The organism is Microbacterium sp. NPDC091662 (genome assembly GCF_044756705.1).
GTDB lineage: Bacteria > Actinomycetota > Actinomycetes > Actinomycetales > Microbacteriaceae > Microbacterium.
Map to the genome: position 1 here is coordinate 18358 of NZ_JBIVTM010000003.1, position 23711 is coordinate 42068.

The following is a 23711-nucleotide window of genomic DNA, read 5'->3' on the forward strand; positions in this document are numbered from 1 at the left end:
CCTTCATTGGGTGAGCAACGTGGCGTTGGCTTCGCCCTCGACGGGGAGGGTTTCGACGCCGAAGAGGCTGATGAATCGGGTCTGGACGTTGGACCAGACGCGGACGGTGATCTCGCCGCCCTGTGCGGTGGCGGTGCCTTCGTAGCCGGCGGCGCGAAGGTAGTCGAGAGCGACTTGCTCTGCTCGAGCGGTATCCATGGTGGAGGTTCCGAGGGATACGGCGTCGGCGCCGATCGCGCTGGTGCCTGCTCGAGCCGCGGAGCTGGCGACGAACTGCGCATCCTCGTTGCCGTGGTACGAGATCGCGCTGTCGATAACGACCCCGACGAGGCCCATGAGGAGGGCGATGGTGAGGACGAAGAACGCCATGACCCCGCCTTCTTCGGGGTCGCGCTGGCGGAGCTTGGTGATCAGCTGTCGCATTATTCGCGCTCCTTGTACGGGTCGACCGGTGATTGTTCGGTGACGGTGACCACGCGCGTTCCGGGGATCCCGGGGAGCGCGATGTCGGACAGGTCGAGTGTGCAGGTTACGGTGGCGCTCACGGTGCCGACAACCCCGAGCGGGGCGTTGATGCCGGAGCTATCGATCGTGACCGAGAGGCTGGTGCAGTTCACCCCGGCGTTGGCGAGCGAGGCTTCGGCCATGTTGCGGGCGTTGAGTTGCGCGGCTTCGGAGGTGCTGGACAGGGATGCTTCACGCGCTGCGGCGCCGGCGGAGGACTTCACCGACAGTTCGGTCATGCCGATGCGTCCGAAGGCGACGAGGGCCAGGACGAGGATGAGGAAGAGCGGGGCGACGAGCACGATCTCGGTTGCGGTCGAGCCTTGCTCTCGCTGCATCATGCGGCGGATCCAGATCTTCATTCGATCCACCTCTCGACAGGGGCTGTCGCTGTGCGCTCGATGGCGCCCCACAGGTCGAAGAACGAGTTAGTTCGGACGGTGACGGTGACGGTGACGGCGGTGTCGTTGCGGGTGATCGTCACGCTCGCGTCGAGGAGGTTCGAGGCGTGGGAGTCGATGTAGTCGTTGCCGACGGAGGTTGCGTTGGAGACGTTGCCCTCGTAGAGGCGGGCTTCGTTGAGTGCCACGTTCGCGGCCGACTGTGCTGCGTTGCCGGCGTCGTACCAGATCGCTCCTTGGATGGCCACGAAGACCATGCCGGCGAACAGCGGGAAGAGGAGCACGAACTCCACGTTGCCGTCACCGCGCTCCCCCGACACCCTCTTGCGGAGAGTGTGGAGAAGCGCGGTGACGCGACGGGAGAGGTTCATGCTCAGAACGGGTCGACGATTTCGGCGAGCCGGGCTTCGAACCAGCCGCTCACGATGCCGTAGACAATGCCGGCGAGGACGATGACGCCGATGATGACGAGGACCCAGGTGACGAGGCTGTCGCCCTGCTCACGCCGGCCCTTCATGTCGTCGACGAGACCGTCGAAGTAGACGCGCAGGAAGATCGCTGCGCGGGTGATTGGGTTCATAGTGCGGCCTTTCGTTGCGGTGCTGTTGATAGTCATAGGTGGCGATTTCGTGGTTGATCGGACATCACCCCGTGAGATTCATCAGGAACGGGGTCATGAGCATGCCGAGCACCACCATGGCGACGGTCCAGCCGCCGATCGAAGTGAAGTCGTCGCTGATCTTGTTCGCCTTGGACATCTCGGCCTGGAGTACCTTCACGCGCATCCCCTTTCCGGTCGCCCTCAGTGTCTCATATATGGAAGATCCGTTCTCGTCCGCGGTCCGGGTGATCCGGGCGACTTCAGCGAGCTCGGGGACCCCGATGCTCTCGGAGAACTGGTTGAGTGCTTCCCAGGCGGGGATGCCGGAGAACCGCGCACGGTTGAGTTCCTCACGGATCCGGACGAAGACCCAGCTCTTGCCGATCTCGGCCGCATTGGTGAGCGCGACGGTGGGGGGTGCGTTGCGCTTGCGCTCGGCTGCGACGAGCTCGAGGTAGATCGCGATTCCACGGGAGAACTCTTCGCGTGCTGCCTTGGAGGCCTTCCTCAGATCACGGTCTGCACCCGTCCAGCCGATGACGGCGAGCGGCAGGCCCAGGACCGAGATGGGAAGGGCGATACCGCCGACGCCGACCATGTTGAGCACGAATGCCAGCAGGCTCGGCGCGATCAGCAGCAGCAGGGCGTCCCGGGTCTTCTGATAGAGGTACCGGTTTACTGGGGTTCCGACGAGCTCGAGATCTCGGACGGGGACCGTGAAGCCCGGGAGGTCGGGCAGTCGCCGGTGAACCCATGAGCCCACGCGCGTTTCCAGGTCGCCCCGAGTGTCCCCCTCGAGGGTGGGGATCGATCCGATTCTCTCGGCGACGGCGGAGAGGCGAGGCTGACGCGGCAGGAGAGCTGCGACCACGAGTGCGAGACCGGCGCCGATCAGCGCGCCGGGGATGAGGATGATCTGCCACATGGTTTAGCTCCTCGCGGCGTTGGGGTTGGCGAGGATCCGCGGCAGGGGCCGAGTCCGAGTGAGACGTCGCAAGAAGAACAGTGCGGCGACGTAGAGAGCCATCCACATGGCGAGCAGCAGCTGCCCGAGGGGGGTCTTGTACGGGGCGAAGAAGGTCGACTGACCCAGGAACGGGAACGCGCAGAGAAGCACCAACGTGATCATGGTGATGACCTGGATGGTGCGCTGTGGCTTGACGCGGTCCGCTGCGATCTGACGGCGGCTCTTGACCTCGTCGAAGACATCCTCCGCCAGGTCGTCGAGGGCACTGGCGAGGCCTGCTCCTCGCTGCTTCGCCGCGAGGAGCAGCTGCGCGACGATCAGGTCGCCCGTGGCGTCGTGCAGGTCCTCACCGAACGCGCTGAGAGCATCCTCGATCGGCCACCGGCTGGTGAGTCGAGCGGCGAGGCGTTCGACTTCCTTGCGGATCGGCGGAGGGGTCGAATTCACCGACGTCTGCAGTGCGGATTCGAGACCGATGGAGCCTCCGGAGATCATCCCGGACAGGCTGCGCGTCCACGTCTCGAGCGCCTGCAGCTTGTCGATGTCGTCGTTGTCGACCTTCCCGCCGATGAGGATGGGCAGAAGGATCGCGAAGACCGGGCCGGCGAAGATCATCACGGTCCACCCGGAGACCATCCACAGCAAGATGCCCAGGGCCAGGCCCGCGCCGCCGGCGATGACGTTCCGGCGGGTGAAGAACTTTCGTCCTCGCGAGACGGCCCGCTTGACCCTCTTCGGGAACTCGCGGCTGCGGTCCTCGGGTGAGGGGAAGATGCCGACGAGGACGATGAGCAACCCGAGGAGTGCCAGGCCGACCATCAGCGGGAACGCTGCGGGGCTCATGCTGCCGCTCCTTCGATGTTGTGGAAGAACCCGCGATCGAGGCCGGCTTCGAAGAGCACCTCGTCCATGCCCTGGGTGGCTCGGCCGACGAGAATCTGTCGGCGAGCCTTGTCGAGGGCGTAGATCGGGTGCGCGACGGGGTAGCCCTCGACGGGCGCGACCTGGGAGATCTCGGTGATCATTCGCTTGATCGTGCCGTCGGAAAGTCGGACTTTGGCGACCTGGATGATGAAGTCGATGTGTCGCGCGATCTGGCGGTAGGCGTATTCGGTAGAGGCGTTGCCTTGGCTCTTCAGGGCGAGGTCGGCGAGGCGTTCGATGGCGTCGCTCGCGGATGCCGCGTGAAGGGTGCTGAGCGAGCCCATACCGGCCTGCATGGCTTGGAACATCGCGTCGACCTCGCCACCGCGGACCTCACCGACAATGATGCGCTGGGCGTCGAGTCGGAGCGCGGATTCGAGGAGGTTGACGAGGGTGATCTCGCCAGGCTGGCTTCCGTCTGCGGCGCGCTCTCCCAATCCCGGGCGGTACTGCAGAGGCGTGACGATGAGGTGTCGGTCGCCCATGAGATCGAGGTGGAGCTCGCGCTCCTTCTCGATCGTGATGATCTCCTCGAGCGGGTCGATCTCGTTGGAGAGCGCACGGACCATGGTGGTCTTTCCCGCAGCGGGGTGCCCGGAGACGACGACGGACCGGCCTGCACGGATCATCGCTCTCAGGAGGTTGGCCATTTCGATGGTCAGGGATCCCTGACGCACCAGGTCGTCGAGGGTGATGTCGATGAAGCGGTGGATGCGCATCACGATCTTGGGGCGCTTCGCGATCGGAGGGTGGGTCGCCTCGAGGCGACCGATGCCGCCGGGGAGATCCATCGAGAGAATCGGGTGTGCGCTGGACCAGGGGCGGGCGCTCTCCCCCTGTTGGGTGGCGATCATCCGGATCTCTTCGACCAGGTCCTCATCGGTCGGCGTGATCTGCGCGACCTTGACCTTCTTGCCGCCGGCGTACTTGACCCAGACGTTGTCGCAGCCGTAGATGTCGATGTTCTCGACGCGATCGTCGTCGACGAGCACCTGGAAACGGCCGAGGCCGTAGAGCCCATCGATGATGGCCTTTGCCATCCGCTGCTGCAGCTCCTGCGTCCACACGCCGCTGTCGCCGTTCTCCGCCGTGATCATGGCCATACGGTCTCTGATCACATCGAGGGCGTGAGCCTGCGCGATCGCGCGCTGGTCTGCCTCGTTCATGCCGGGCCGTTCAGTGATTGATCGCTGCAGCTGCTCGGCGACCTCCCGTCGAAGCGTCCGCAGCAGCGTCCAGTCGACCTGCTCCCCGATCACGTACTCATCGACGACCAGGGCATCCGGAGTCGGCGCCGGTGTGGCCGTGTTCGGCTGAGACCGGCGGGTGGGCTGGACGGGTGCCCCGGCCGCGGCGATGAGGTGTGCTGCCGGGCCGGATCGTGGCGTCGACGGGAGTCCGGGGATCGCTGCCGGGTCTGGGGAGGTGAAGGCGGGGAGATCGAGGAACGACTCGGCGCCGGTGTTGTCGTTGTTCGGGGTGCTCATGCTTCGCTCTCCTGCTGGCTCGGGCGGGCACCGAGGTGCTCTCGCCGCCGTGCGATGCGCTGCGTGATGGTGGCCTGTGCAGCGCGAATGGAACGGATGTATCCGCTGCTGAGGAACTTCTTGGGCGGCTCGAGTCCGATGCTGAAGGTTGCAGCTGCGCGGGGGTCGTGCTTGATCTCCGCCGCGACCTCGGCCCGCAGGTGCTTGGAGACCTCAGCGCGGTTCCACGTCTCGAACGGGGTGTCCACGAGGAGGAGGTCCAGGTACTCGCCATGGCCGGCGGCGGCGAGCTGCTCGCGCAGCTCAGAGGCGGCCGCTGCGGTTGCGAAGATGTCGGGCAGTGAGGGGTGCATAACGAGGAGGACGCTGTCCGCGATCTGCAGGAGCGGAATCCGAGGGTCACGCGCCGCGAGTCGGCCGAGATCGACGATGACGTCGGTGCCGGCGCTGTCGAGGGTGCTGAGGACCGTACCGAGGCTCCCCCAGAGTGAGTTCATCCCCTGCCCGGCCGACACGTTCGTGAAACCGAGGATCACGTCGCGCTCCTCCGTCAACGGGATGCGCTGTTCCGAGATCTCGTCTGCGGTGAGTGTGCCGTTCTGCTGAGCGATCGCCAGCTGCGTCATGCCCTTCGCGTGAGGCTGCTGACCGCGAAGGTAGCCGAGCAGCACGCTCGAGGTCTTCGCGGTATCCGCCTCGACGAGGATCGCCGGACGGTGCCAGGCGAAGGTCAGAGCGAGCGCCGTGGTGGTGACTCCGGGGGCGCCGGAGAAGCTCGCCAGAGCGATGACCGCCATGGGTTACTCCCCTCCGCCATCGAGGATCAGTGCCACACGCCCGGTCGTCGCGCGAGCAGCGAGGGCTGCGGCTTCGTCTTTGGGGACGATCACGTTGACGACCCAGACGCCCTTGTCGAGGTCCTGGCTGACCGTGAACACCGTCGCCGGGAACGTCTTCGGAGTCTCGGCGGGCGGGTCTCCCTGTGCGACGGGAGTCTCTACGATGCGGATCTTGTCGCCGGCTGTCAGCGGCGTCGACGGCATCTGAGGACCGCTGAGCGTGAACCCGACGACCGACTGATCCTCACCCACCTCGATCCGCGCGTTGAAGGCTCCGTGCGTGATGAGCGAACCGGCAGGAAGATCCACCGTCGCGGTCTGGCCGAGGATGTCCCCGGACTGGTCGACCGGGATGGCATCCGTTTTCTGGCCGGCGGCGAGCTCGATCGTCGTCAGGTCGCCCTGCTCGATCTTCTCGCCCCTGGTGATGTCGGTCGAGGTGACGAAGACCGTCTCGGTGTGCCGGGCGTTGCTGATGTAGAACCAGCTGCCCAGCGCACCGACGATGACGAGTGCCGCACCCGCGGCGATCACCCCGGGACGCCGCCGCGACCTGGTCGGCGGGAGTCCCGGCGTAGCTTCGGCGCTCGTGTCGGCCTTCTTGCTGCCGCGACGCTTCTTGTTTTCGGTCTCCGGTGCTGTCGTTGTCATGATCCCGGGTCCCCCCCTGGTTGGTAGTTAGTTGGCTTCGGTCTTCGGTAGGAACTCGTCATAGGCGACGACGATCATCGCGTTCCTGTTCGGGGCGCCGAGCTGACGCCACAGATCCTCGAGGATGTTCGCGTTGTCCTCACGGACACGCACGATGAACGTCTTCGACTTCTCTTCCGGCGCAAACGTCTTCATCGTCCGGTTCGGGCGGTTGAACAGGCTGGTGGCCTTCACCTCGCCGTACTTCGCGCGGATCAGGTCGGGCAGCTGCTCGGCGGTGGCGTCGATCGCGTCGAAGAGGATCTCAGGGTGCGAAGATCCCGAGGTCTGCTTGTACGCCTCGTAGCGCTCGTTGATGCTCAGCGGCAGCGAGATGTTGATCGGGTGGTACGGGTTGGCGCCAGTCGACGCCTCTCCCCCGCTGGTCGCCGGTTCAGACTTCGGGGTCTTCGCCGGCGCCTCGACCTCAACCACGGGCTGCGACGCCGCAGCCTCCGGGTCGGTCTTCTTCTTGCTGCGCGCCTTCTTGGGTGCCGTTTCCTGCGCAGGCTGAGGCTGCTCAGCGACAACCTGCTTATCCACTGCTGCGGGCATGTCGTCGAGAGCAGGCGCCACAGGGGCAGGAGACTCCACCGGGGCAAGTAGGCCGGCGAAGGCGTTCGGAGTCAGCTTGGTTTCCGGGCTCATTTCACCTGCTCCTTCTCGTTCTCGGCGAGAGCGTGGATGATCTCGCCCGTCAGGCTGAGGTAGTCGTTCGCCAGACCGGCGGCCGACTCGCTGATCCGGGGCCCCTTCTTCTTCACGTCCTCCTCGAGGGTCGTCTCGTCGACGTCCTCCCCTGCCTTCCTCGCCTTGAGCATTCGCGCCCAGTTGATGCGTTGGGCTTTCTGCTGCTCGGCGTCTGCGGCGAGCTCGATGATGAGCTGTCCCCGGTCGCGGGCGTCGACTCCGGCTGTCTGGCTGTAGCGGATGACCGAGGTGAACACCGGGGCGACGTCGCCCATGACGGTACGGATCTGCTCGGCCTTGCGTGCCTTCATCGCGACGGCGCGGGAGTCGATCGCGAACAGAACCGCACCGAGCGGCATGATCGTCGGATTCAGGGGTCTGGTGGCGATCACCTTCTGAGCGAGTTCCACGAGGCCGTTGATGCTGCCGTTGTCTGGGGCGGTCGGGATGAGCACCCAGCGCGCGGCGACGAAGGCCTGTGTCAGCAGGTGGTTCTCCCCTGGCGGGCAGTCGATCAGGATCACGTCGTAGTTGCCCGCAATCTCCGCAAGCTTCTTCGCGAGCAGGTATGACGGGTCTTCTCCGCGCATGGCCTTACCGAGGAGAGAGTCCACCAGGTGCGAGGTCTGAGGGCCGCCGGGGATGACGTCGAACCCGGGCCGCACGTTCTTCGCCGGCTTCAGCTCCTGGCCGAGGATGAGCGACTGGAAGAGACCCGCTCCCCCGTCATCGATCTCGGTGCCTTTGTAGCCGAGCTCAACGCCGAGGTGTCCTTGAGGGTCGAGGTCCATGCCGAGTACCCGATACCCGGCCTGCGCGAGAACACCACCAACATTCGAAGTGCAGCTCGTCTTGCCGACGCCGCCCTTCTTGTTGCTGACAACGAGAACTCGCTTCAACGTGGCCCTCTCAGTGGCTGTCAGCATGACGACCACCGGCAGGGCATAGATGACACATGTGTTTGCTGCATGCCGCCAAGTGTACTCCTGATGACTGCTATATGGAAGCAACGTTGCAACAAATCGCGAGGAATCTACTAACAATATGGACGCCTATGTCCTGCACAGAAACAACAAGCATCTAGCCAGGCGACCGCCAGTCAGCAACAAGCGGATAACAACCAGCATGCATGTAGGCAGTCGTTAGACATTGAGTATGCAGCTTATCGGCAAGTAGATGAATGCCTACGGGATGCCTATGCCATGCCTACTTATTATCGAGACTCGGCATGGGGTGGGGGAGCCCCCGGGAGCGCAACTTGCTACCTGGACGGGGGGAGGCCTTCTGTGGCCATTCTCCTGCACGAGGACCGTCGGCAGGGGTGCCGGTGGCGCGAGTGGGCGAGAAAACGCCCCCTGGGGCCGTCCAGGGGGCGTTGGCTGGTGAGAGCTGGAGATCGTGCGACCTACCAGCCGCCGTTCTCTCGGATGTGCGTCTGGATCGCTTCGATGAGGGTGCAACGGATGCGGTGGGCGCGACGGTTGAGGCTGTCGCGCTTGATGTCGAGTTCGTCGGCGAGGTCTTCACGGTCCTCGAGGCTGCCGAGGTCATAACGAGCCAGCAGGCGAACCTCGGCGGGGGAGAGGGTCTGGGTGTCGATGGCCCACCGCAGCACGAAGGCGAGATCTTCGACGGCTCGGGCGTTGTCGGTCGCCCATGCCTCCGGGTCCCACTCATCGGTGTGCTTGATCGCCTGGGTGCTCTCGACCGACTCCTGGATGATCTCTGGTTCGAGGATGACGGACTCGCCGGCGGTGATCTTGGTGATCTTGTTCAGGGCGTTCAGGCCGATGTTGGCGTGGATGCTGCTGGTGAGGTGCAGCGGGTAGACCCGGATCTCTTCCCAGACCGCTCCGATGGCGATCGCGACCGCATCCTGCGACGTGTTGTCCCGTCCCTTGATGTCACGAAGCGAAGCGCAGCTCCGGGCGAGGTGGACGGCCTTGGGGAGGAGGCGTTGCAGGACGATTCGCTCGGCGAGCAGGTTGCCTTCGTGGCCCGCGACCAGCAGCTGGTGGAGCAGCTCGTCCTGTGCAGGACCGGTCAGTGCGTGAAGGAGGGTGAGCAGCTCGCCGGCGGTGTACTCGGCGTCGCCGAGAGCGATCGTCTCGGTGCCGGTGCGCAGCCATTCGGAGCGCAGCTGGGTGAGCAGCCCTGGGGTCTGGAGTGCGGTGGAAGACATGAGTTCGGCCTCTCGTGTCGGGGTACATGGACACGAGCGACGTTCCTCACGAGGTCTTGCCCGAACCCTTGCCCAGACGCGAGATCACCTCGCTGCAGCAGCCGTCAAGCCACTCGAACGAGTCTTGAATTTCCCAGATGAGCGGCTAGTTATGTCTGCTATCAGAAAAAGACAAAACTCCGCTTGTCCGATCTCGCCTCAGAAGCCGACCCATGGTGTGCGACAGCGACCCAACCGGGCGCTGATGCGCTTGAGGAAGGGACAGGGCAGTGAGCGGAGCGGTGGCGGAGGAGTTTCCCGAGGATTTCGTGCGTGATGCCGCACGCGCTCTGCGAGCGATGGACGAGATCACTTCGGCGATCCCTGATCTCCACGACCGTCCTATGGATCCGATGGCGCAGGAACGAATGCGGAGGGCGCTGGAGCCCGCGCGGCTGGGAGCGGCGAACGAGTCCGCCAGCCGCGTCATCCAGCTCCGTCTGCCGGGGGAGAAGGACTGATGTCGATCTTCAAGAAGAACGCTGAGAAGCCGGCTCCAGAGCCGAAGCCGGAGCGCGTGAAGAAGCAACGCGAGGCGCGGGGGAGCGGCCACACCAAAGGACGGTCGATGGCTACCACCATCGGCACCGTCGCTCTCGCGTTCTGTGTGGTCAGCGGACCTCTCGCGCTTCTGAACTCGTGCGCAGCGCAAGGGCGCCCCGTCGCCGCACCCGCGCAGAGCACCGGAACTGAAGGGCTGAGCGTTGAGCACCAGGCCGCCGGCGAGTACGCACTCGCCTTCACGACGTCCTGGTTGTCCGCCACGCGCAACGCTCCCGGGGACCTGGAGAGCTACATCGACCGGTCGACGTTCGAGGCTGGTCTGTCCGAAGAACCCTGGACCTACCGGGATCCCGCCGTGGCTTCCATCACTGCCGTCGACGACATCGCCACCGTCGTCGTCTCGGTCAGCGTGAAAGAGACCTCCTACGACAAGGACGGCGACGCCAGCGAGATCTGGGCGCGCCGCTACTTCCAGGTACCCGTGCTGGTAGCCGGCCAGGGCTTCAAGGCCGCGACGCTCCCGACGCCGATCGCGCAGCCGTCGAGTCCGTCACTTCCCGGACTGGGATACGGGCAGCAGCTGACCACCGCGGATGCCGCCGGCACCACGGTCATGGAGTTCCTCACCGCGTATCTGACGGGCGCCGGTGACATCACCCGATTCATCTCCCCGGACTCCGAGATCAGCGCCGTCTCGCCGGCGCTGTTCGTGCAGCTCGAGCCGGTGGAGCTGCGCACGGACACGAAGACCGAGGGCGAGCCCGCGGATGGCACCGAGATCCACGTACTCGCAACGATCCGCGCGGCCAACGTCGATTCCCGCGCCCTGTCGTCGACGTACGCACTCACCCTCACCGTCCGTGCGGGCCGCTGGGAAGTGCAGTCCGTCGACCCGGCGCCGCTGTTCTCGACCGCCAGCAGCACCACCACCACCGAAATCACTCCAACCCCGTCGCCGACCGGCGACACCGAGCAGTAAGGACCCCGAAATGAACCTCTTCGATTGGATCAACACCACGTCTGCGGAAGCTCTCACGGCGTTCCGCACCGTCATGTCCCTCGTGGTCACCGTTCTCGCCGTGTGGCTTCCCAGCCGTGGCGGATACACGCTCACGAAGGTCATCGCCGCAGCGTTCCTCGCCGCGATCCTCCTGGTCATCATCTGGGGCGGCATCGAGGGCATCAAGGACGCCGTCGCACCTCTCCTGCCCAACAACGGCTGATCAAAAGCAACCGACAACGGGGGAGTGATGGACAAGAATCTCGCACCGGAGACCGCCCGGTTCTTCACGGCCGCGCGCAAGTTCCCCAAGATGCTGGGGAAGCTGCCGGACGGTACGAGGATCTGGGGTGGCCCGTACACGCTGCTGCAGGGGATCGTGTTGATCCTCGCCGCCGCGGTGGCGCTGCTGACGAAGCCGATGTGGTCATTCGGCAGCTTCATCATCGACATCCCCGTCGCCGCTGCCGTTGCTATCGGCCTGGGCTTGCTGTCGGGACGGATCCCCACACAGAACCGGAACGTCCTCACTGTCGGAATGTCGGCGATGCACGCGATCGGCAGTCCCGTTCAGGGCCGCCGAAACGGCCGCAAGGTCACCATTCGCGTCCCTCACCGGGTTCGCAGCGACGCCGCCATCGACTGGTCGACCGATGAGCTCGAGCAGCTCGTCGACGTGCCGGTGGAACCGGCCGCCACACCGGCAGCTACGCCGGTGCCCGCACCTGTGGCTGCTCCTGCAGCTGAACCGACACCGACCCCTGCTACAGCAACTCCGCGCGCCGTCACCGGCGTGGAGCGTCTGCTCCAGCAGACCCGAGCGAAGTAGACCGAGAGAAGGACTGACTCATGCACCACCCGGCGATCGCCCTGACGAAGAACCTGATGTGGACCCGCTCCGGCGTTGTCTGGGCGATGTGGCGCCTGCAGCCGGCGAAGATCGGCGGACGTCAGGTCATCTACCCCTACGCCTCGTTCAAAGAGCAGCTGGCCGTCAAGGGCTTCCACCAGGCCTTCTACCAGCAGCTGCGCGGGGAGGCCCTGCTCCTGGGGCTGACGGCAGAGATCGACCCGGTTGAGATCGTCCAGCGGATGATCGACGGCATCGACCTCGAGCGGGCCACGGAGTGGAAGGAGGAGGCGGAACTCACCCTCGATGCGCTCGAGCAGATCCCTCTCGGTACCCGCGCGTTCTGGCTCGCGGTCCCTCTCGCGGCCGAGGGTATCTGGGATCTCGCCCAGCTCTCTCTATTCGCCGCGGAGGCGAAGGGACGCAACACGTTCGCCCTGCCTCGCCGGCTGCCCCCGTCGCCGATGGTCGACCGTGCACTCGAGGCGGCCCGGCAGATCGAGAAGCGGATCCCGGCGGCGTTCAACCCGACCCCTTCCAGCCCGGCCGAGATGGTGTGGGTCAACCTGCACAGCCAGCAGCGCGGTCTCGCCGCGGACACGGTGCCGACGCCCCCCACGCCCGCCGGAAGCAAGCGCGATCTGCTGGGGGAGCGGGAGCGCTCGGAGTTCACTCTTCCCGCAGCGATCCCCGGGTGCACGTTCGACGAAGGTGGACAGTCCGACGTTGCGCGCTGGAAGCGTCGCGTCCCGTTCAAGCGCCGCTACCTCAAGGTGCAGTCGGATGCCGGTTTCGAGCCCTCGTACCAGGTGCTGCAGCGCCTGGCCGGCGCCCCCAAGGGCGGGTGGGAGTCGCCTGGTGTCGAGTGGATGAGTTTCGTCGACCAGCTGCCGATCGACGTCGACTGGATCCAGCGCCTCACCATCAAGTCCGCCCGAGATGTACGCCACCGCAACAAGAAGGCCGAGCAGACCCTCGGCGACCAGTACGACCAGCAGCAGACTGCCAACAGTCTCACGGGCGGGCGCGCCGACCTCGACGAGAGCCTGGAAAACCTGGGCGCATACATCGCCGAGCTCAACAACAGCGAGCGCGAGGTCGAGGTCGAAGCCGCGATCTTCTTCGTCAGCGGAGGCCCAAGCCCGGAGGTCGCTCTCGCCAAGGCGCAGATCGTCGCGGACGCGTATGCCGGTACCGACTTCACCATCACCCACGACCTCGGCGAGCAGGAAGAGTTCTGGTGGGCAGGGATCCCCGGCGCCCCGACGACACGCATCATCCGCGAGGTCTCACACATCACCTCCGGGCGGATGTTCGCCTCGGGAGTGCCCCTCGTTGGTTTCGAGCTCGGCGACCCGAAGGGCGCCCGCATCGGCGTCAACATCTCTGGCGGCCGCCCCACACCCGTGCTCAGCGACCCGGACGGCGCCATCGTCCACAACATGTCCTCGAGCTTCGGTGTGACCGGCGAGCTCGGCAGCGGCAAGAGCGTGCTGATGAAGTGCGACATGGGGGACACCCTGGACATGCTCGGCCGCGTGATCGCGTTCGACCGCACCGAGAAGCGCGAGTATGCGCACTTCGCCCGCAGCCTGGAGCCGGACCGCACCGCGGTCGTCGACCTCATGCGTCCGGAGTGGTCCGTCGACCCGCTGCGGATGTTCGGGCCTCGCCGCGGTGCGCGGATGGTCCAGTCCCTGTTCACCACGATGCTCGGCATCGCCCCTCGTGACGAGCGGGGCCTCATGCTCTCGAGGATCCTCGAGAAGGAGTACCTCGCGGCGCAGAACATCACCAGCCTGCCCGCTCTCGCGGCACACATCGAGCAGTTCAACAGTCCCGAAACCAAGGAGCTGTCCAACTCGATCCGCCTGGTCTCGACGAAGGACCTCGGCGAGGTCCTGTTCAACGACGGGCTGCCGGCGATGGATGTCGACGCTCGAGCGATCGTCTTCCTCACGGCAGGCCTGACGGTCCCCGATCAGAGCGAGCTGTTCAACAAGCACCTCTTCGAGGAGATGGACCTCGAGAAGATCGTGGGCCGTGCCCTCAACGCGATGCTCATCGGCGTCTCCCGCTCGATCTGCTTCCAAGACGACGATGACCTCGCCACCGCCTACATCGACGAGTGCTACGCCGTCACCAGCTCCCCCGAGGGCGCCCGCGACGTGAAGATTTGGGTCAAGGACGGCCGCAAGCACCGTGCCCGCGTCGGGTTGGGATCGCAGGAGGATACCGACTTCGGCAGCGCCCGCGGCCTGCTCCGCATCCGCTACAACATGCGCCAGACCGACGAGTCCGTGGCGTTCCAGAACGTGAAGTGGATGACCGGCATGAAGGAGGACGAGGACGTCAACCTCGGCCTGGTCCGTGAGGTCACCGAGCTGTCTCCCGTCGGCGCCGATTCCATGGTGCTCCCGGGCCGCGAGGGCGAATCGTTCATGCGCGACCAGCAGGGCCGGATCGGCAAGTGGCAGAAGTCGCTGCCGGAGCGTCCTCACCGTCGCGCCGCGGTGCTCTCCACTCCGCCGGCGAGGAAGGTCGCATGATGTTCGGGTTCTATGCACGCACCATCGACGAGGCGATCGTCCGTCCGTTCTGGGCGATCCGGATCTGGGCGCACCGCCACCCGGTGCCGTTCCGGATCCTCGCGACCATCATTCTGACGTCGTTCATGATCGGATGGCCGACGATCGCCTTCGCCGCCGAGGACTCGCCCATCCAGCTGCTCCCGGGGATTGCAGTCAAGGACAGCGCCGGCATCCCGATCGCCCAGTACGTGCAACTGCCCCTCGACCGCGGCAACGGGTTCGACGGCAAGCTCCTCGTCACCGGCCCGCTCGACTTCCTCTGGGCAACCCACATCTTCATCGTCTCGTGGATGCTCTGGCTCTTCGACTGGGTCATCTCGTTCCAATGGGTCGAGTGGATCGCAACGCCGTTCGTGCTGATCTCCGAGACCATGGAGCGGGTCTTCGGTCAGATCAACTGGGTCTCATTCGCTCTCCCGATCGCCGGCGGTATCGGGATGCTGTACATCATGCTCGGCCGCATCGGGAAGGGCGCCGGCGAGATCCTGATCAGTGTCGTCTGCGCCTGTCTTGCGGTCGGATTCCTTGCGAACCCCGTCACGAACATCACCAAGGACGGCGGATTCCTCGACACCGCGATGAAGTACGGCGGACAGATGGCCGTGATCGTCGTCACCGACGACACCACCCAGATCGACGCCGACCCGAGCGAGACCCTGCAGACGGTGATCACCGGCCAGCTCGCCGACCTGTACGTACGAAACCCCGCCCAGGTGTTGAGCTTCGGTCACACCCTCACTGGCGACTGCGAAGCGATCTACAACGAGAAGATGAAGGGCGGCACTGAGGAGAAGGCCGGGTTCCTCTGGGTTCCCTACGAGGGCGCGATCACCATCGACGACGTCCGCGACGACGTCCGCGCCTGCGACCCCGAGGCGAAGAGCTTCAACGAGAACCCGAACTTCCTCTCCGTGATCGGCATGGTCGTGGTGATGAACGGCTCGACGAGCATGTTCTTCCTCCCCGTCACAATCCTGCTGCTGTTCATGCTCTCGGTGATCGGCGGTCTCTGGTCCGCTCTCAAGACGATGTGGCATGTCCTCATCGGCATCCTCCCGATCAACCGCAGCGCCCTGTGGCGCTCCCTCGCTGACACTGTCATCGGGATCTCGAGCCTGGTGTTCCTCACCGTCGGCCTCGCCGGTGCGCTCAAGTTCACCAGCGAAGTCGTGAAGGCGATCGCGAACGCCGGCATCCCTCTCATGGTCCAGATGGGGTTCCTCAACATGATGGTGATCGTCATCGTGTTCATGCTGATCCGCGCGAAGGTCAGCGCCAAACGCGCGGGCAGGACCCTGGCTGAGCAACTGTCGCGCATGGGCGTTCGAGGCGGGAAAGCCTCCCCGAAGCAGCGCATGGCGGCCGCCGTTGTCGGAGGCTCGCTCGCCACCGCCGCGATCAACGGCGTCGCCCGAGTCCAGGCAGCCAAGAACGCCCTCCCCGCCACAGCCGTCACCAACAACTTCGCGACGCCGAGGGCGCTGCCGTCGACCGACATTCTCACTAGCGGACAGTCGGAGCCCCCCGCACCGGAACCTGCAGCCACGCCTCCCGGCGACGGCGACGGTCCCACGGGCACGCGCGCACCGAGGAAGCCGAGCAAGGGTCCCTCCCTCGGCGCTCTCGTCAGGATTGCCCGTGGGCTTCCCGGAGGTGTGCCTGGCGTCGCTGTCGCGGCTGCGAAGGAGGTCGGCTCGGCCGCCGTCAAGAAGTCGGTCACGAAGGCAGCGAATGCGGGCTCACAGGCCCTGCAGGGGGCCTCTACGGCTCCCAAAGCTGTTCCCGCACCCACCGAGCCCTCTGCGCCCTCCGCACCGCGGCGCATCCGTCTGAGCGAATCTGGCGCAGGGATCGTCGTGCGCCCGTCGGTCGATCGCCCGTCGACGTCGCCGACGTACCGGCTGCCCGCCAGTCGTCCCGCGATGAGGCTCTCCGCATCGCAGGATCTCCGCGCCCGGCTCGCGGCCAACCGGAGCAGTGTCCGCTGAGATGAACTGGAAATCGCTGCTCGTTGTCCCCGCCCTGTTCGTCATCGCGCCTGCACTTGCGGTGATAGCTATCGTCGCGACGCTGTTCATCGCGGTGGCGACAGGGGGAGGGAACGGTCAGAGCTGCGCCGCCGTCGATTCCAGCGTGCAGACGCTCGAGGTGACCAGCTCGACAGGCCAGAGCGTCACGCTCGGACCCGAGCAGCTGGCCAACGCCCGCGTCATCATCGAGGTCGCCGCCGAGCAGAAGATCCCCGCCACGGGCGTCAAGATCGCCCTCATCACGACGCTCGTCGAGTCGAAGCTGAAGATGTACGCCAACAGCAGCGTTCCCGAGAGCCTCGAGTACCCGCACCAGGCCGTGGGCAGTGACCACGACTCCGTCAACATCTTCCAGCAGCGCCCCTCCTCCGGGTGGGGCACCGTCGCGGAGCTCATGGACGTCCGCTACTCGGCGCGCGCGTTCTTCGGCGGCCCCGAGGGACCGAATGGCGGCAGCCCGCGCGGACTTCTCGACATCAAAGACTGGGAGAGCATGCCTCTCGGTGACGCCGCCCAGCGCGTCCAGGTCAGTGCGTTCCCCGACCGTTACGAGGCCTGGGTCGGGGCGGCCGAGATCATCTCCACCACCCTCGGCGGCGGTGGAGAGTGCGAGCCCAGTGGCGGTAACGGTCAGGCCGCTCTCCCCCTGAACCCTCCCTACATGATGACCAGCGGCTTCGGCCCTCGAGCCGGTCAGGGCAACGCGAGCCGCTGGCATGCGGCCGTCGACCTGGTCAACCCTGGTGGAGCCTGCGAGAAGCCCGTCTACGCCGTCCTGGACGGAGTCGTGACCCGGTCCGACTTCCTCTGGCTGTCGATCAAACACCCGGACGGCTTCACGGTGTCCTACCTGCACATGTACGAGAAAGACCACCTCGTGAACGTCGGCGACCAGGTCAAAGCGGGGCAGCAGATCGGCGTCGTCGGCAACGGTGGCTCTGAGCAGGGGCTCAGCTTCGGTTGCCACCTGGATCTCCGTATTGACGTCACCGGCAACACCAACCCGCAGGTTGCGCAGCTACCGACCGTCGCGGACGTCGGCGGCGATCCCAACTGGGCCAACTTCGTCCACCCTGTCGACTTCATGCGGATCTTCGGAATCGAACTCCTCGAGGCTGGGCAAGGATAATAGGAAGCGCTCGGAGGGGGTGCCGGGTAAACTCAACGCACCCGACAGAAAAAGACAAAACGGCGGATTTCCGGTCTCGCCGTCTTGCATTTTCAAGACTTCCCCGAGGAGAGATCTCGACGTGGCTGCCATTGGAGCCCCCGACTCCGCCTCGCCCGACGCCGCACCCGAAAGCCGCCTACAGGGCTTCTGGATCCGCACGTCCGACCATGAGCGGCTCAAAGCCGCGTGGTGGGCGACACAGACCGTGCCCACCCTGGGCGCCCTGATCTCCGAGATCGAATGCGCCGAAGCTCATCGCCTCGAGCAGGACTTCAACGATGGACAGCCGTTCCCGCCGGCACCCCGCGGAGCCCGCGGACGCAAGGCCGGCGATGATGCCGACTACCGCATGCACAGCTACTACATCCCGACGACACCGCACCGGCGGCTACTCGCCGCCTGGTGGTGGACGCGCCAGGAGAGCGGTGGCTACGCCTCCGTCTCGGCGCTCATGGCCGAGCGGATCCCCGCTCGAGCAGAGGAGCTCGAGCGCGAGTTCAACGCCGGCAACCCGTTCCCGCCGGCGCCTAAATCGGCCCGCGGGGTAGACCCTGCAGCTGCACGCCGGCAGTCAGAAAAGCTCTCGGCGCAGTGGCAACGAGCTCGTGAAGTTCGGGACGCCGACGCCGCATCCGCCGAGTAGCCTCCGATCTCATCGGAGTTGTCAGCAGTCTCACGAGAGTTGTCGTAAATCTTCCGCGGAATCACGCGGGACGAGGCCCGACAGGTCGGTGAGAATCACTGACAACTGCCGTGAGAACGGAGCTAGGCACCCGGTAGGCATTCCTTGAATACGGGGTAGGTATTCCCTGTGAGAAGGGGGTTTAGGCTTCCTTCCGCTCCTCATCCTTCCGGTGCTCAGGAAGCCTATCACCCTTGTCAAGAGGGTGCGAGGTGCGCGCGAGTTGGGCTGCCAGTTGAAAAACAAGGTGGCATGTCCGATCCAGCCGCAGAACAGCACCTATGACCTGTAGAGGCATGAAAACTGCATGCCCGTAGCGAAGGGATTAGGCATGCGATTTGGCATCGACGTGAAACCGGAGGTGGTCGGGGAAGTAGCAGTCCGATCCCTGCCGCGTCGCCCCATGCTCTGGCCGAAGCGCGTCACCGTGGTGCTGGTGCTTACCCTGCTCCTCATCGGGTTCCTCGGTCTCACCGGCCGCACCGACAAGGTCGCGCTCACCATCACAGCTGCGGTGCTCGTGATCGCGGCGATCATCGCACTCGGGCACCGGAAGTGGCAGCGGGGCCGATCGATCGACAAGACGATCGAGGCGATCAACGCCGCCATCCGAACGGCAGCACCAACACGCGACCTGGTCACGGCGAAACGGTGGCGGAAGGATGAACGTAGTGATCACCCTGTCTGGATCGGCATCCCCTACCTATTCCGGATCGCGTACCCCGCCGACGTCATCGACTCCGATCCGCACTTCCTCGACACCCTCGTCGTGCAGGTCTCCAACCGGATGGGCGTGCCCTACCGAGTGGCCAAGAACGATTCGAGGAACTGCATCGTCGACCTCGTCGTCGACGACACCGAGCCGGAGGAGACCGACTCCGAGAAGGACGAGCTCAGCACGATCATCAGTGCCGAGATACCGGACGCGACGGTGACGACGATCGAGCGCGACGCCGAGGGGGCGATCACCAAGCTCGAGTTCGGCTGGCAACCCAAGCAGTCAGCGCGAGCGTCGAAGGCCTACATACAGAAAAACGTCACCTCTGTGATCCGCGAGGTCGTGAATGACTCCTCACTCGTCGGCGTGTACGACATCGCCGAGCGGAAGGGCACGTTGATGCCTCTCACCCCGCTCGCGGACCGGATCCCCAACCCGCCGCGCAACGAGGCGGATCCGATGAAGGTCGTCTTCGGTCGGTTCCGTAGCGGCCGGGAGTGCATCTGGGATCTCGACGCCCCCGTCCCGCACCTGCTCATCGTCGGCGGCACCGGTGGTGGAAAGACGGTGCTGCTGCTGACGTTGCTGATGAAGCTGCCGATCTCGAAGAAGCTGCGGAAACTGTTCCGCTCGGAGCTTCGTGCCGCACTCGCGGATCTCGATGTGGAACACCACAAACTCGAGGAGTACTACGGCGGGGTCGAGATCTACCCGATCGACCCGAAGCGACTGGGTCTGTTCGACCTGGATCTCATCCCCGGCGCCCACAAGGCGGCTACCCGTGAAGTCGGCATCACCGAGATGCTGCTCACGGTGAAGGAGCGGATGGACGAGAGATACGCCTTCCTCGAGAAGTACGGCCCGCATCTGCGCAAGGTCCTCCCGCCCCTGATCCTCGTGATCGACGAGGGTGAAGAGGTCAACGAGATCCTCAACGACTGGTGGCAGTCGGGGGAGGGGAAAGAGCACTGGTGCGCTCGGTTCGGACTCGAGAAGCCACCGTCCGGTACCAAGCACCCCGTCATGCGGATGCTCGGCTCGGTTCTCCGCCTCGGTCGCGAGGCCCGGGTGCACGTCATCCTCGCGAGCCAGCAGGCAGCGTCATCGTGGTTGAGCACCAGCTCCCGCTCACAGTTCGCGGTCCGCATCGCCCTCCGCAACCTCGAGGCCTCCACCTCGATGATGACCTTCGGCTCCTTGGCTGCCACCGAAGGGCTCGAATCTGTTGCCGGCCGCGCCTGGGTCTCCATCGGCATGGGAGTGACGCCCGAGCACGCGCAGATCTTCTGGACACCCAAACTGGAGAAGAACCTGCCGGACCACGACCGCAAGATCCTCCACGGTCTCGGTATCAAGCTCAAGGACGATGCGGATTACCAGCCGCCTGTCGACGTCGACGAGTACATCGCCGAACCCGAGAAGCTCGATCCGACAACTCCCGAAATGGCCACTGCTGCCGTACCGGACCCGGAACTCTCCGAAGAACAGCAGGAGAGCGAAAGCGAGGGTGGGCTGCAGAGCTTCGAGCTCGCCGTCAGCGACCTCGAGCCAGGCATGACGATCCTCGTCGACGTCAACGGGGACACCCTGACCGCAACCATCGACGCGGTCGACGCTGACGAAGATGACGACGGGTACACGCGGATCTCGTTCACCACGGAGTCCGGCGAGGAACGGCTGTCGTCTCGCCCGGACGATGACGAGGTCACCATCCTCCTCAGCCCGGGGCGATAGTCGGCCATGGCAGACAAGGCAGCTCGCGTGCACGGCCCGATGGTCGGCGCGCGAGCTGCCTGCGGTCGCCGCGACGTCAGCATCAGCACCGATTGGAGCCGCGCCACCTGTGCTGACTGCCACGCCGCACGGCGGGCCGACGAAGCGGCCGGCGTCTCAGCGGGATAGAGGTTCGAGAAGCTGCGGCCCGTTGTCGCTGACCTTGAACGGCGCGACCTCGTCGAAGGTGAGGGTGGACGCCTCGGCAACGCCCGCACGAACCGCCTCGTCTACGAGCTCCTGGGTGCCGACGATGCTCGGATCCATCCAGTGCAGCCACATGTGCTGCGGGAGGATCACGGGATTCCGGTCGTGAATCCCCTCGAGCGTTTCGACCGCATCCGAGGTGATGATCGTCGCGGTGAGCTTCCATCGATTCGGATCATCCTCGGCCGCGGTGCGATCGACCCACCAGCTGTAGAGGCCGGCGAAACCGAGCAGCTGCCCCTCCGGGTGGTGGATGAACCATGGCTGCTTGGATCCGCGCTCGCCCGTCCATTCGAAGAATCCGTGAGCGGGGATGATCGCCCGGTGTGATTGGACGGGCTTACGCCAGGTGTTCTTCTCGAGGATGCCCTCGGCCTTCGCGTTGTGGGTCGCGAACTTCAGCTTGAGTTCCTTCGACCAGGACGGCACCAGCGACCATCGAGCACGCTCGAATCGGAGCTCCCCGGATTTGGCGGAGTCGAGCAGGATCGGGATGTCCTGGGTCGGGGCGATGTTGTAGCTGGATTCCCAGTCGGGGGACCACTCCTCGGGGTGCCGTCCCGTCTCGGTGACGAACTCGGTGATCTGTTCATTCACTGAATCGGAGAGCGCATAGCGGCCGCACATGTCTCGCAGGATAGCTCCGGCCTCCGGCACGGAATAGACGATCTTGTCTTATTTACATATAGGAGATAGTCTCCTACATGAGAAAAAAGACAGGCGAGTGTTGTCCGATTCAAAGTGCTTCCGGCACCCATGTCAGGCAAGAACGTCAACTGATGAGAGGAGCGGGGCATGAGACTCACCACCGCACGAAGCAAGCGCCGCAAGAGCATCTCGCGAGCGGATGCTCGCGAGCATGAGAGCCGCGAAGAACGTGCGGCCCAGGAACGCGCGGCCCAGGAAAGTGCGGCGCGTGAGGTGCAGGAAAAGAAGCGCACCGTGAGGCGCCGGGTGATCACTGTCGTGGTGTCGACGGCTGTAATCGGCCTCGTCGCTGCGGGGCTGATCTACCTCCAGGACCTCAACGTGAAGCGCGATGTGCAAGCTCGCGCCGAGATGGCAAACACGAAGATCGTCTTCGAGCAGGATTCCGATCAGGACATGCTGCGCCGCGTGGACGGCTCGTACTACAGCGTGTCCGTCGATGAGGCCGGCGTCACCAGCTACGGATACACCTCCCTCGACGAGGACGGGGTCGTGGTGGAGAAGACGGTTGCGGACTACGTCGTGGCCGGAAGGGTGCTCTGGACAACCCGCTGGGACGAAGTCGACGTCACCGTCCGTGTGATCGGTACCGACGATGTGGACGCTGAGCCCCGTGTGGAGACGCAGCGCTGCACGGTGCAGCCGATCGACGCCACGAAACCGAGCTTCACCGGTGATCCTCACTCCTCGAGCCACTACGAGCCGGGCACAGGGGAGAAGCTCCCCGACGACTCGTTCTGGGGCGATGCACCCAAACAGATCTGCGAGGACCGGATCATCCTCTGGGTCCCCGACGGCGCGGTCCAGCCGTAGCAAACGAATACCGCGGTGCTGGCTCGTCCGATTTCAGGCGACGGGCGCACCCATGGCAGGCAGAACACAACGTGAAGGAGAAGACGATGGCGAACAACAGCACCGAAGAGGACCCGTTCCTCCTGATGCTGCTCGGTGCGGGGATGCTGATCCTCGCACCGACAGCTCTCATCTTGGAGCCCGTCCGTGCGTGGGCGATCAGCAATGGTGTCTTCGTCACGGGGGAGAGCGTCATCGTGCAGCTGTGGGACGGAGCAGGCCTCGACATCTGGCGCCTGATGATAGTGGCCGCCGTGGTGATCGTGGCCCTCGCGCTGATCGTCACCGGCATCCGGAAGAAGCAGAAGGAAAACCGTCGTGTGTGACCCCAAGCCCGGGCCTCGCTGCAGTGCCCATACTGCGCAGGAGCTGAAGTCGGCTGCTCATCGCCTGGGTGCGGCAGAGGCTGAGCTCGAGCGGTTCCCCGACGATCAGAACTCGCGTCGGCGGGCGGACCAGGCGCAGCGTAACTACGTCACTAAGCTCGCCGCCTACGACTCCTCCCCGCGAGGCCAGAGGGATCTGCAGAACGAGATCCGCACGAGCCTGGATCCTGATTCCGCTGTCGTCGACGAGCTGCGCACCCGCCTCTATGTCGGCCGCGCGACGCGCATTGCCCAGAAGCGTGCACTCGCGCGAGCCAAGGGGCTTTCGGCGGAGGAGGAGAATCTGGACGTCGCGAAGGCTCTCCGCCGGCTGCGGCATCCTGACGGCGGGTACACGCGCGATCCGCGCACCGGGCGTGAGGTCGGCATGGGATTCTTCGTGTCCCCCTACCCGGACCGTGAGCGCCCCATCCCGGCCGCTGATCTCAGCTTCCGCGACGTGCGTGGGTTTGCTCGCGACAACGCAGATCTCCTCACCCGCGATGGGCACTACGAGGGCGCCTGGCATGACCCCGACACTGGGGTTGTATCCCTGGACGTCTCCATCCGCGTCGAGTCGGCCGAGGAAGCTCGCCGACTCTGCCAAGAACACCAGCAGGCCGCGTTCTACGATCCCCAGATGGGTGGCTCGGTGAACGTGACCAACAGCGGCGGCCGCGAACGCATCGCCGCACAGATCGAAGGGAACTGACCATGACGAACGAACTGAAGCACCTGGGCCTCGGCAACACCGAAGACCCGATCACCGACATCGCGATCGCGATCGTCGCCGTCCAGCAGATCAACGGCAAGACCCCGAGCGATGACGAGATCCGCGACGGCCTCATCGACGACGGCCTCGAGCCGACCGAAGCGAACATCGCCAAGGTCCGCGCCGCCGTCACCCAGATCATCGCCGAGCAGGAGAAATGATCC

At 65.2% G+C, this 23711-nt stretch carries 26 protein-coding genes; 13 read left to right on the forward strand and 13 right to left on the reverse strand.

Annotation, left to right across the window (positions count from 1 at the left end):
* Positions 1-3: 3 nt before the first annotated feature.
* The 12 genes from ACIQLD_RS18235 to ACIQLD_RS18290 form a co-directional block, all read right to left on the reverse strand.
* On the reverse strand, positions 4-423 hold the full coding sequence (locus tag ACIQLD_RS18235) for a hypothetical protein (protein WP_402610349.1): 420 nt from the start codon (positions 421-423) through the stop codon (positions 4-6).
* The gene (locus ACIQLD_RS18240; RefSeq protein ID WP_141371071.1) at positions 423-866 is read right to left on the reverse strand and encodes a TadE/TadG family type IV pilus assembly protein; all 444 of its coding nucleotides are present in this window, start codon (positions 864-866) and stop codon (positions 423-425) included. The genes ACIQLD_RS18235 and ACIQLD_RS18240 overlap by 1 nt, the downstream gene beginning before the upstream one ends.
* On the reverse strand, positions 863-1276 hold the full coding sequence (locus tag ACIQLD_RS18245) for a TadE/TadG family type IV pilus assembly protein (RefSeq protein ID WP_402610353.1): 414 nt from the start codon (positions 1274-1276) through the stop codon (positions 863-865). The genes ACIQLD_RS18240 and ACIQLD_RS18245 overlap by 4 nt, the downstream gene beginning before the upstream one ends.
* A gap of 2 nt (positions 1277-1278) precedes the next feature.
* Positions 1279-1485, reverse strand: a complete 207-nt coding sequence (locus ACIQLD_RS18250; RefSeq protein WP_141371075.1) for a hypothetical protein — start codon at positions 1483-1485, stop codon at positions 1279-1281.
* A 64-nt stretch (positions 1486-1549) separates the two neighbouring features.
* Complete coding sequence (locus ACIQLD_RS18255; protein WP_141371077.1) at positions 1550-2431, reverse strand: hypothetical protein; 882 nt, start codon at positions 2429-2431, stop codon at positions 1550-1552.
* A gap of 3 nt (positions 2432-2434) precedes the next feature.
* Positions 2435-3316, reverse strand: a complete 882-nt coding sequence (locus ACIQLD_RS18260; protein ID WP_141371079.1) for a type II secretion system F family protein — start codon at positions 3314-3316, stop codon at positions 2435-2437.
* Positions 3313-4884 carry a CpaF family protein gene (locus ACIQLD_RS18265; RefSeq protein WP_402610356.1) on the reverse strand — a complete coding sequence of 524 codons (1572 nt, stop codon included), beginning with the start codon at positions 4882-4884 and terminating at the stop codon, positions 3313-3315. The genes ACIQLD_RS18260 and ACIQLD_RS18265 overlap by 4 nt, the downstream gene beginning before the upstream one ends.
* Positions 4881-5681, reverse strand: coding sequence for a hypothetical protein (locus tag ACIQLD_RS18270; protein WP_141371083.1), 801 nt, complete (start codon positions 5679-5681; stop codon positions 4881-4883). Before ACIQLD_RS18270 ends, ACIQLD_RS18265 begins: the two co-directional genes overlap by 4 nt.
* Before the next feature lie 3 nt (positions 5682-5684).
* Positions 5685-6374 carry an SAF domain-containing protein gene (locus tag ACIQLD_RS18275; RefSeq protein ID WP_402610358.1) on the reverse strand — a complete coding sequence of 230 codons (690 nt, stop codon included), beginning with the start codon at positions 6372-6374 and terminating at the stop codon, positions 5685-5687.
* 27 nt (positions 6375-6401) lie between these two features.
* Positions 6402-7061 (reverse strand): hypothetical protein, encoded by a 660-nt coding sequence (locus ACIQLD_RS18280; RefSeq protein ID WP_402610360.1) that lies wholly within the window; start codon positions 7059-7061, stop codon positions 6402-6404.
* Positions 7058-8029 carry a ParA family protein gene (locus ACIQLD_RS18285; protein WP_402610362.1) on the reverse strand — a complete coding sequence of 324 codons (972 nt, stop codon included), beginning with the start codon at positions 8027-8029 and terminating at the stop codon, positions 7058-7060. The genes ACIQLD_RS18280 and ACIQLD_RS18285 overlap by 4 nt, the downstream gene beginning before the upstream one ends.
* Positions 8030-8508: 479 nt before the next feature.
* Positions 8509-9285, reverse strand: coding sequence for a hypothetical protein (locus ACIQLD_RS18290; protein WP_402610364.1), 777 nt, complete (start codon positions 9283-9285; stop codon positions 8509-8511).
* Between the two features lie 269 nt (positions 9286-9554).
* On the opposite strand from ACIQLD_RS18290, the gene ACIQLD_RS18295 reads away from it, so the two are divergent.
* The 9 genes from ACIQLD_RS18295 (at position 9555) to ACIQLD_RS18335 (ending at position 20604) form a co-directional block, all read left to right on the forward strand.
* Entirely contained in the window at positions 9555-9785 is a 231-nt protein-coding gene (locus tag ACIQLD_RS18295; protein WP_402610366.1) for a hypothetical protein, read from the forward strand.
* A gap of 107 nt (positions 9786-9892) precedes the next feature.
* On the forward strand, positions 9893-10807 hold the full coding sequence (locus tag ACIQLD_RS18300) for a conjugal transfer protein (RefSeq protein WP_402610368.1): 915 nt from the start codon (positions 9893-9895) through the stop codon (positions 10805-10807).
* 10 nt (positions 10808-10817) lie between these two features.
* A complete protein-coding gene (locus tag ACIQLD_RS18305) occupies positions 10818-11051 on the forward strand; it encodes a hypothetical protein (protein WP_141371096.1) in 234 nt (77 codons plus the stop codon).
* Between the two features lie 27 nt (positions 11052-11078).
* Positions 11079-11657, forward strand: coding sequence for a hypothetical protein (locus ACIQLD_RS18310; RefSeq protein ID WP_141371098.1), 579 nt, complete (start codon positions 11079-11081; stop codon positions 11655-11657).
* A 20-nt stretch (positions 11658-11677) separates the two neighbouring features.
* Positions 11678-14227 carry an ATP-binding protein gene (locus ACIQLD_RS18315; RefSeq protein WP_402610371.1) on the forward strand — a complete coding sequence of 850 codons (2550 nt, stop codon included), beginning with the start codon at positions 11678-11680 and terminating at the stop codon, positions 14225-14227.
* Positions 14224-16257 (forward strand): hypothetical protein, encoded by a 2034-nt coding sequence (locus ACIQLD_RS18320; protein WP_402610373.1) that lies wholly within the window; start codon positions 14224-14226, stop codon positions 16255-16257. The genes ACIQLD_RS18315 and ACIQLD_RS18320 overlap by 4 nt, the downstream gene beginning before the upstream one ends.
* Before the next feature lies 1 nt (position 16258).
* Complete coding sequence (locus ACIQLD_RS18325; protein ID WP_141371104.1) at positions 16259-17428, forward strand: M23 family metallopeptidase; 1170 nt, start codon at positions 16259-16261, stop codon at positions 17426-17428.
* 121 nt (positions 17429-17549) lie between these two features.
* Entirely contained in the window at positions 17550-18113 is a 564-nt protein-coding gene (locus ACIQLD_RS18330) for a hypothetical protein (protein WP_402610375.1), read from the forward strand.
* A 442-nt stretch (positions 18114-18555) separates the two neighbouring features.
* Positions 18556-20604, forward strand: a complete 2049-nt coding sequence (locus ACIQLD_RS18335; protein ID WP_402610377.1) for a hypothetical protein — start codon at positions 18556-18558, stop codon at positions 20602-20604.
* A 156-nt stretch (positions 20605-20760) separates the two neighbouring features.
* On the opposite strand, the gene ACIQLD_RS18340 is transcribed toward ACIQLD_RS18335, so the two are convergent.
* Complete coding sequence (locus ACIQLD_RS18340; protein ID WP_402610379.1) at positions 20761-21477, reverse strand: SOS response-associated peptidase; 717 nt, start codon at positions 21475-21477, stop codon at positions 20761-20763.
* Between the two features lie 168 nt (positions 21478-21645).
* Here ACIQLD_RS18340 and ACIQLD_RS18345 point away from each other — a divergent pair, with 168 nt between their 5' ends.
* The 4 genes from ACIQLD_RS18345 to ACIQLD_RS18360 all read left to right on the forward strand — a co-directional run bounded on the left by ACIQLD_RS18345 (position 21646) and on the right by ACIQLD_RS18360 (position 23708).
* Positions 21646-22371: a hypothetical protein gene (locus ACIQLD_RS18345; protein ID WP_402610381.1), complete on the forward strand. Its 726-nt coding sequence runs from the start codon at positions 21646-21648 to the stop codon at positions 22369-22371.
* A gap of 86 nt (positions 22372-22457) precedes the next feature.
* Positions 22458-22736, forward strand: a complete 279-nt coding sequence (locus ACIQLD_RS18350; protein WP_402610383.1) for a hypothetical protein — start codon at positions 22458-22460, stop codon at positions 22734-22736.
* Complete coding sequence (locus ACIQLD_RS18355) at positions 22729-23487, forward strand: hypothetical protein (protein ID WP_402610385.1); 759 nt, start codon at positions 22729-22731, stop codon at positions 23485-23487. Before ACIQLD_RS18350 ends, ACIQLD_RS18355 begins: the two co-directional genes overlap by 8 nt.
* Positions 23488-23489: 2 nt before the next feature.
* Complete coding sequence (locus ACIQLD_RS18360) at positions 23490-23708, forward strand: hypothetical protein (RefSeq protein WP_402610387.1); 219 nt, start codon at positions 23490-23492, stop codon at positions 23706-23708.
* The last annotated feature ends 3 nt before the right edge of the window (positions 23709-23711 follow it).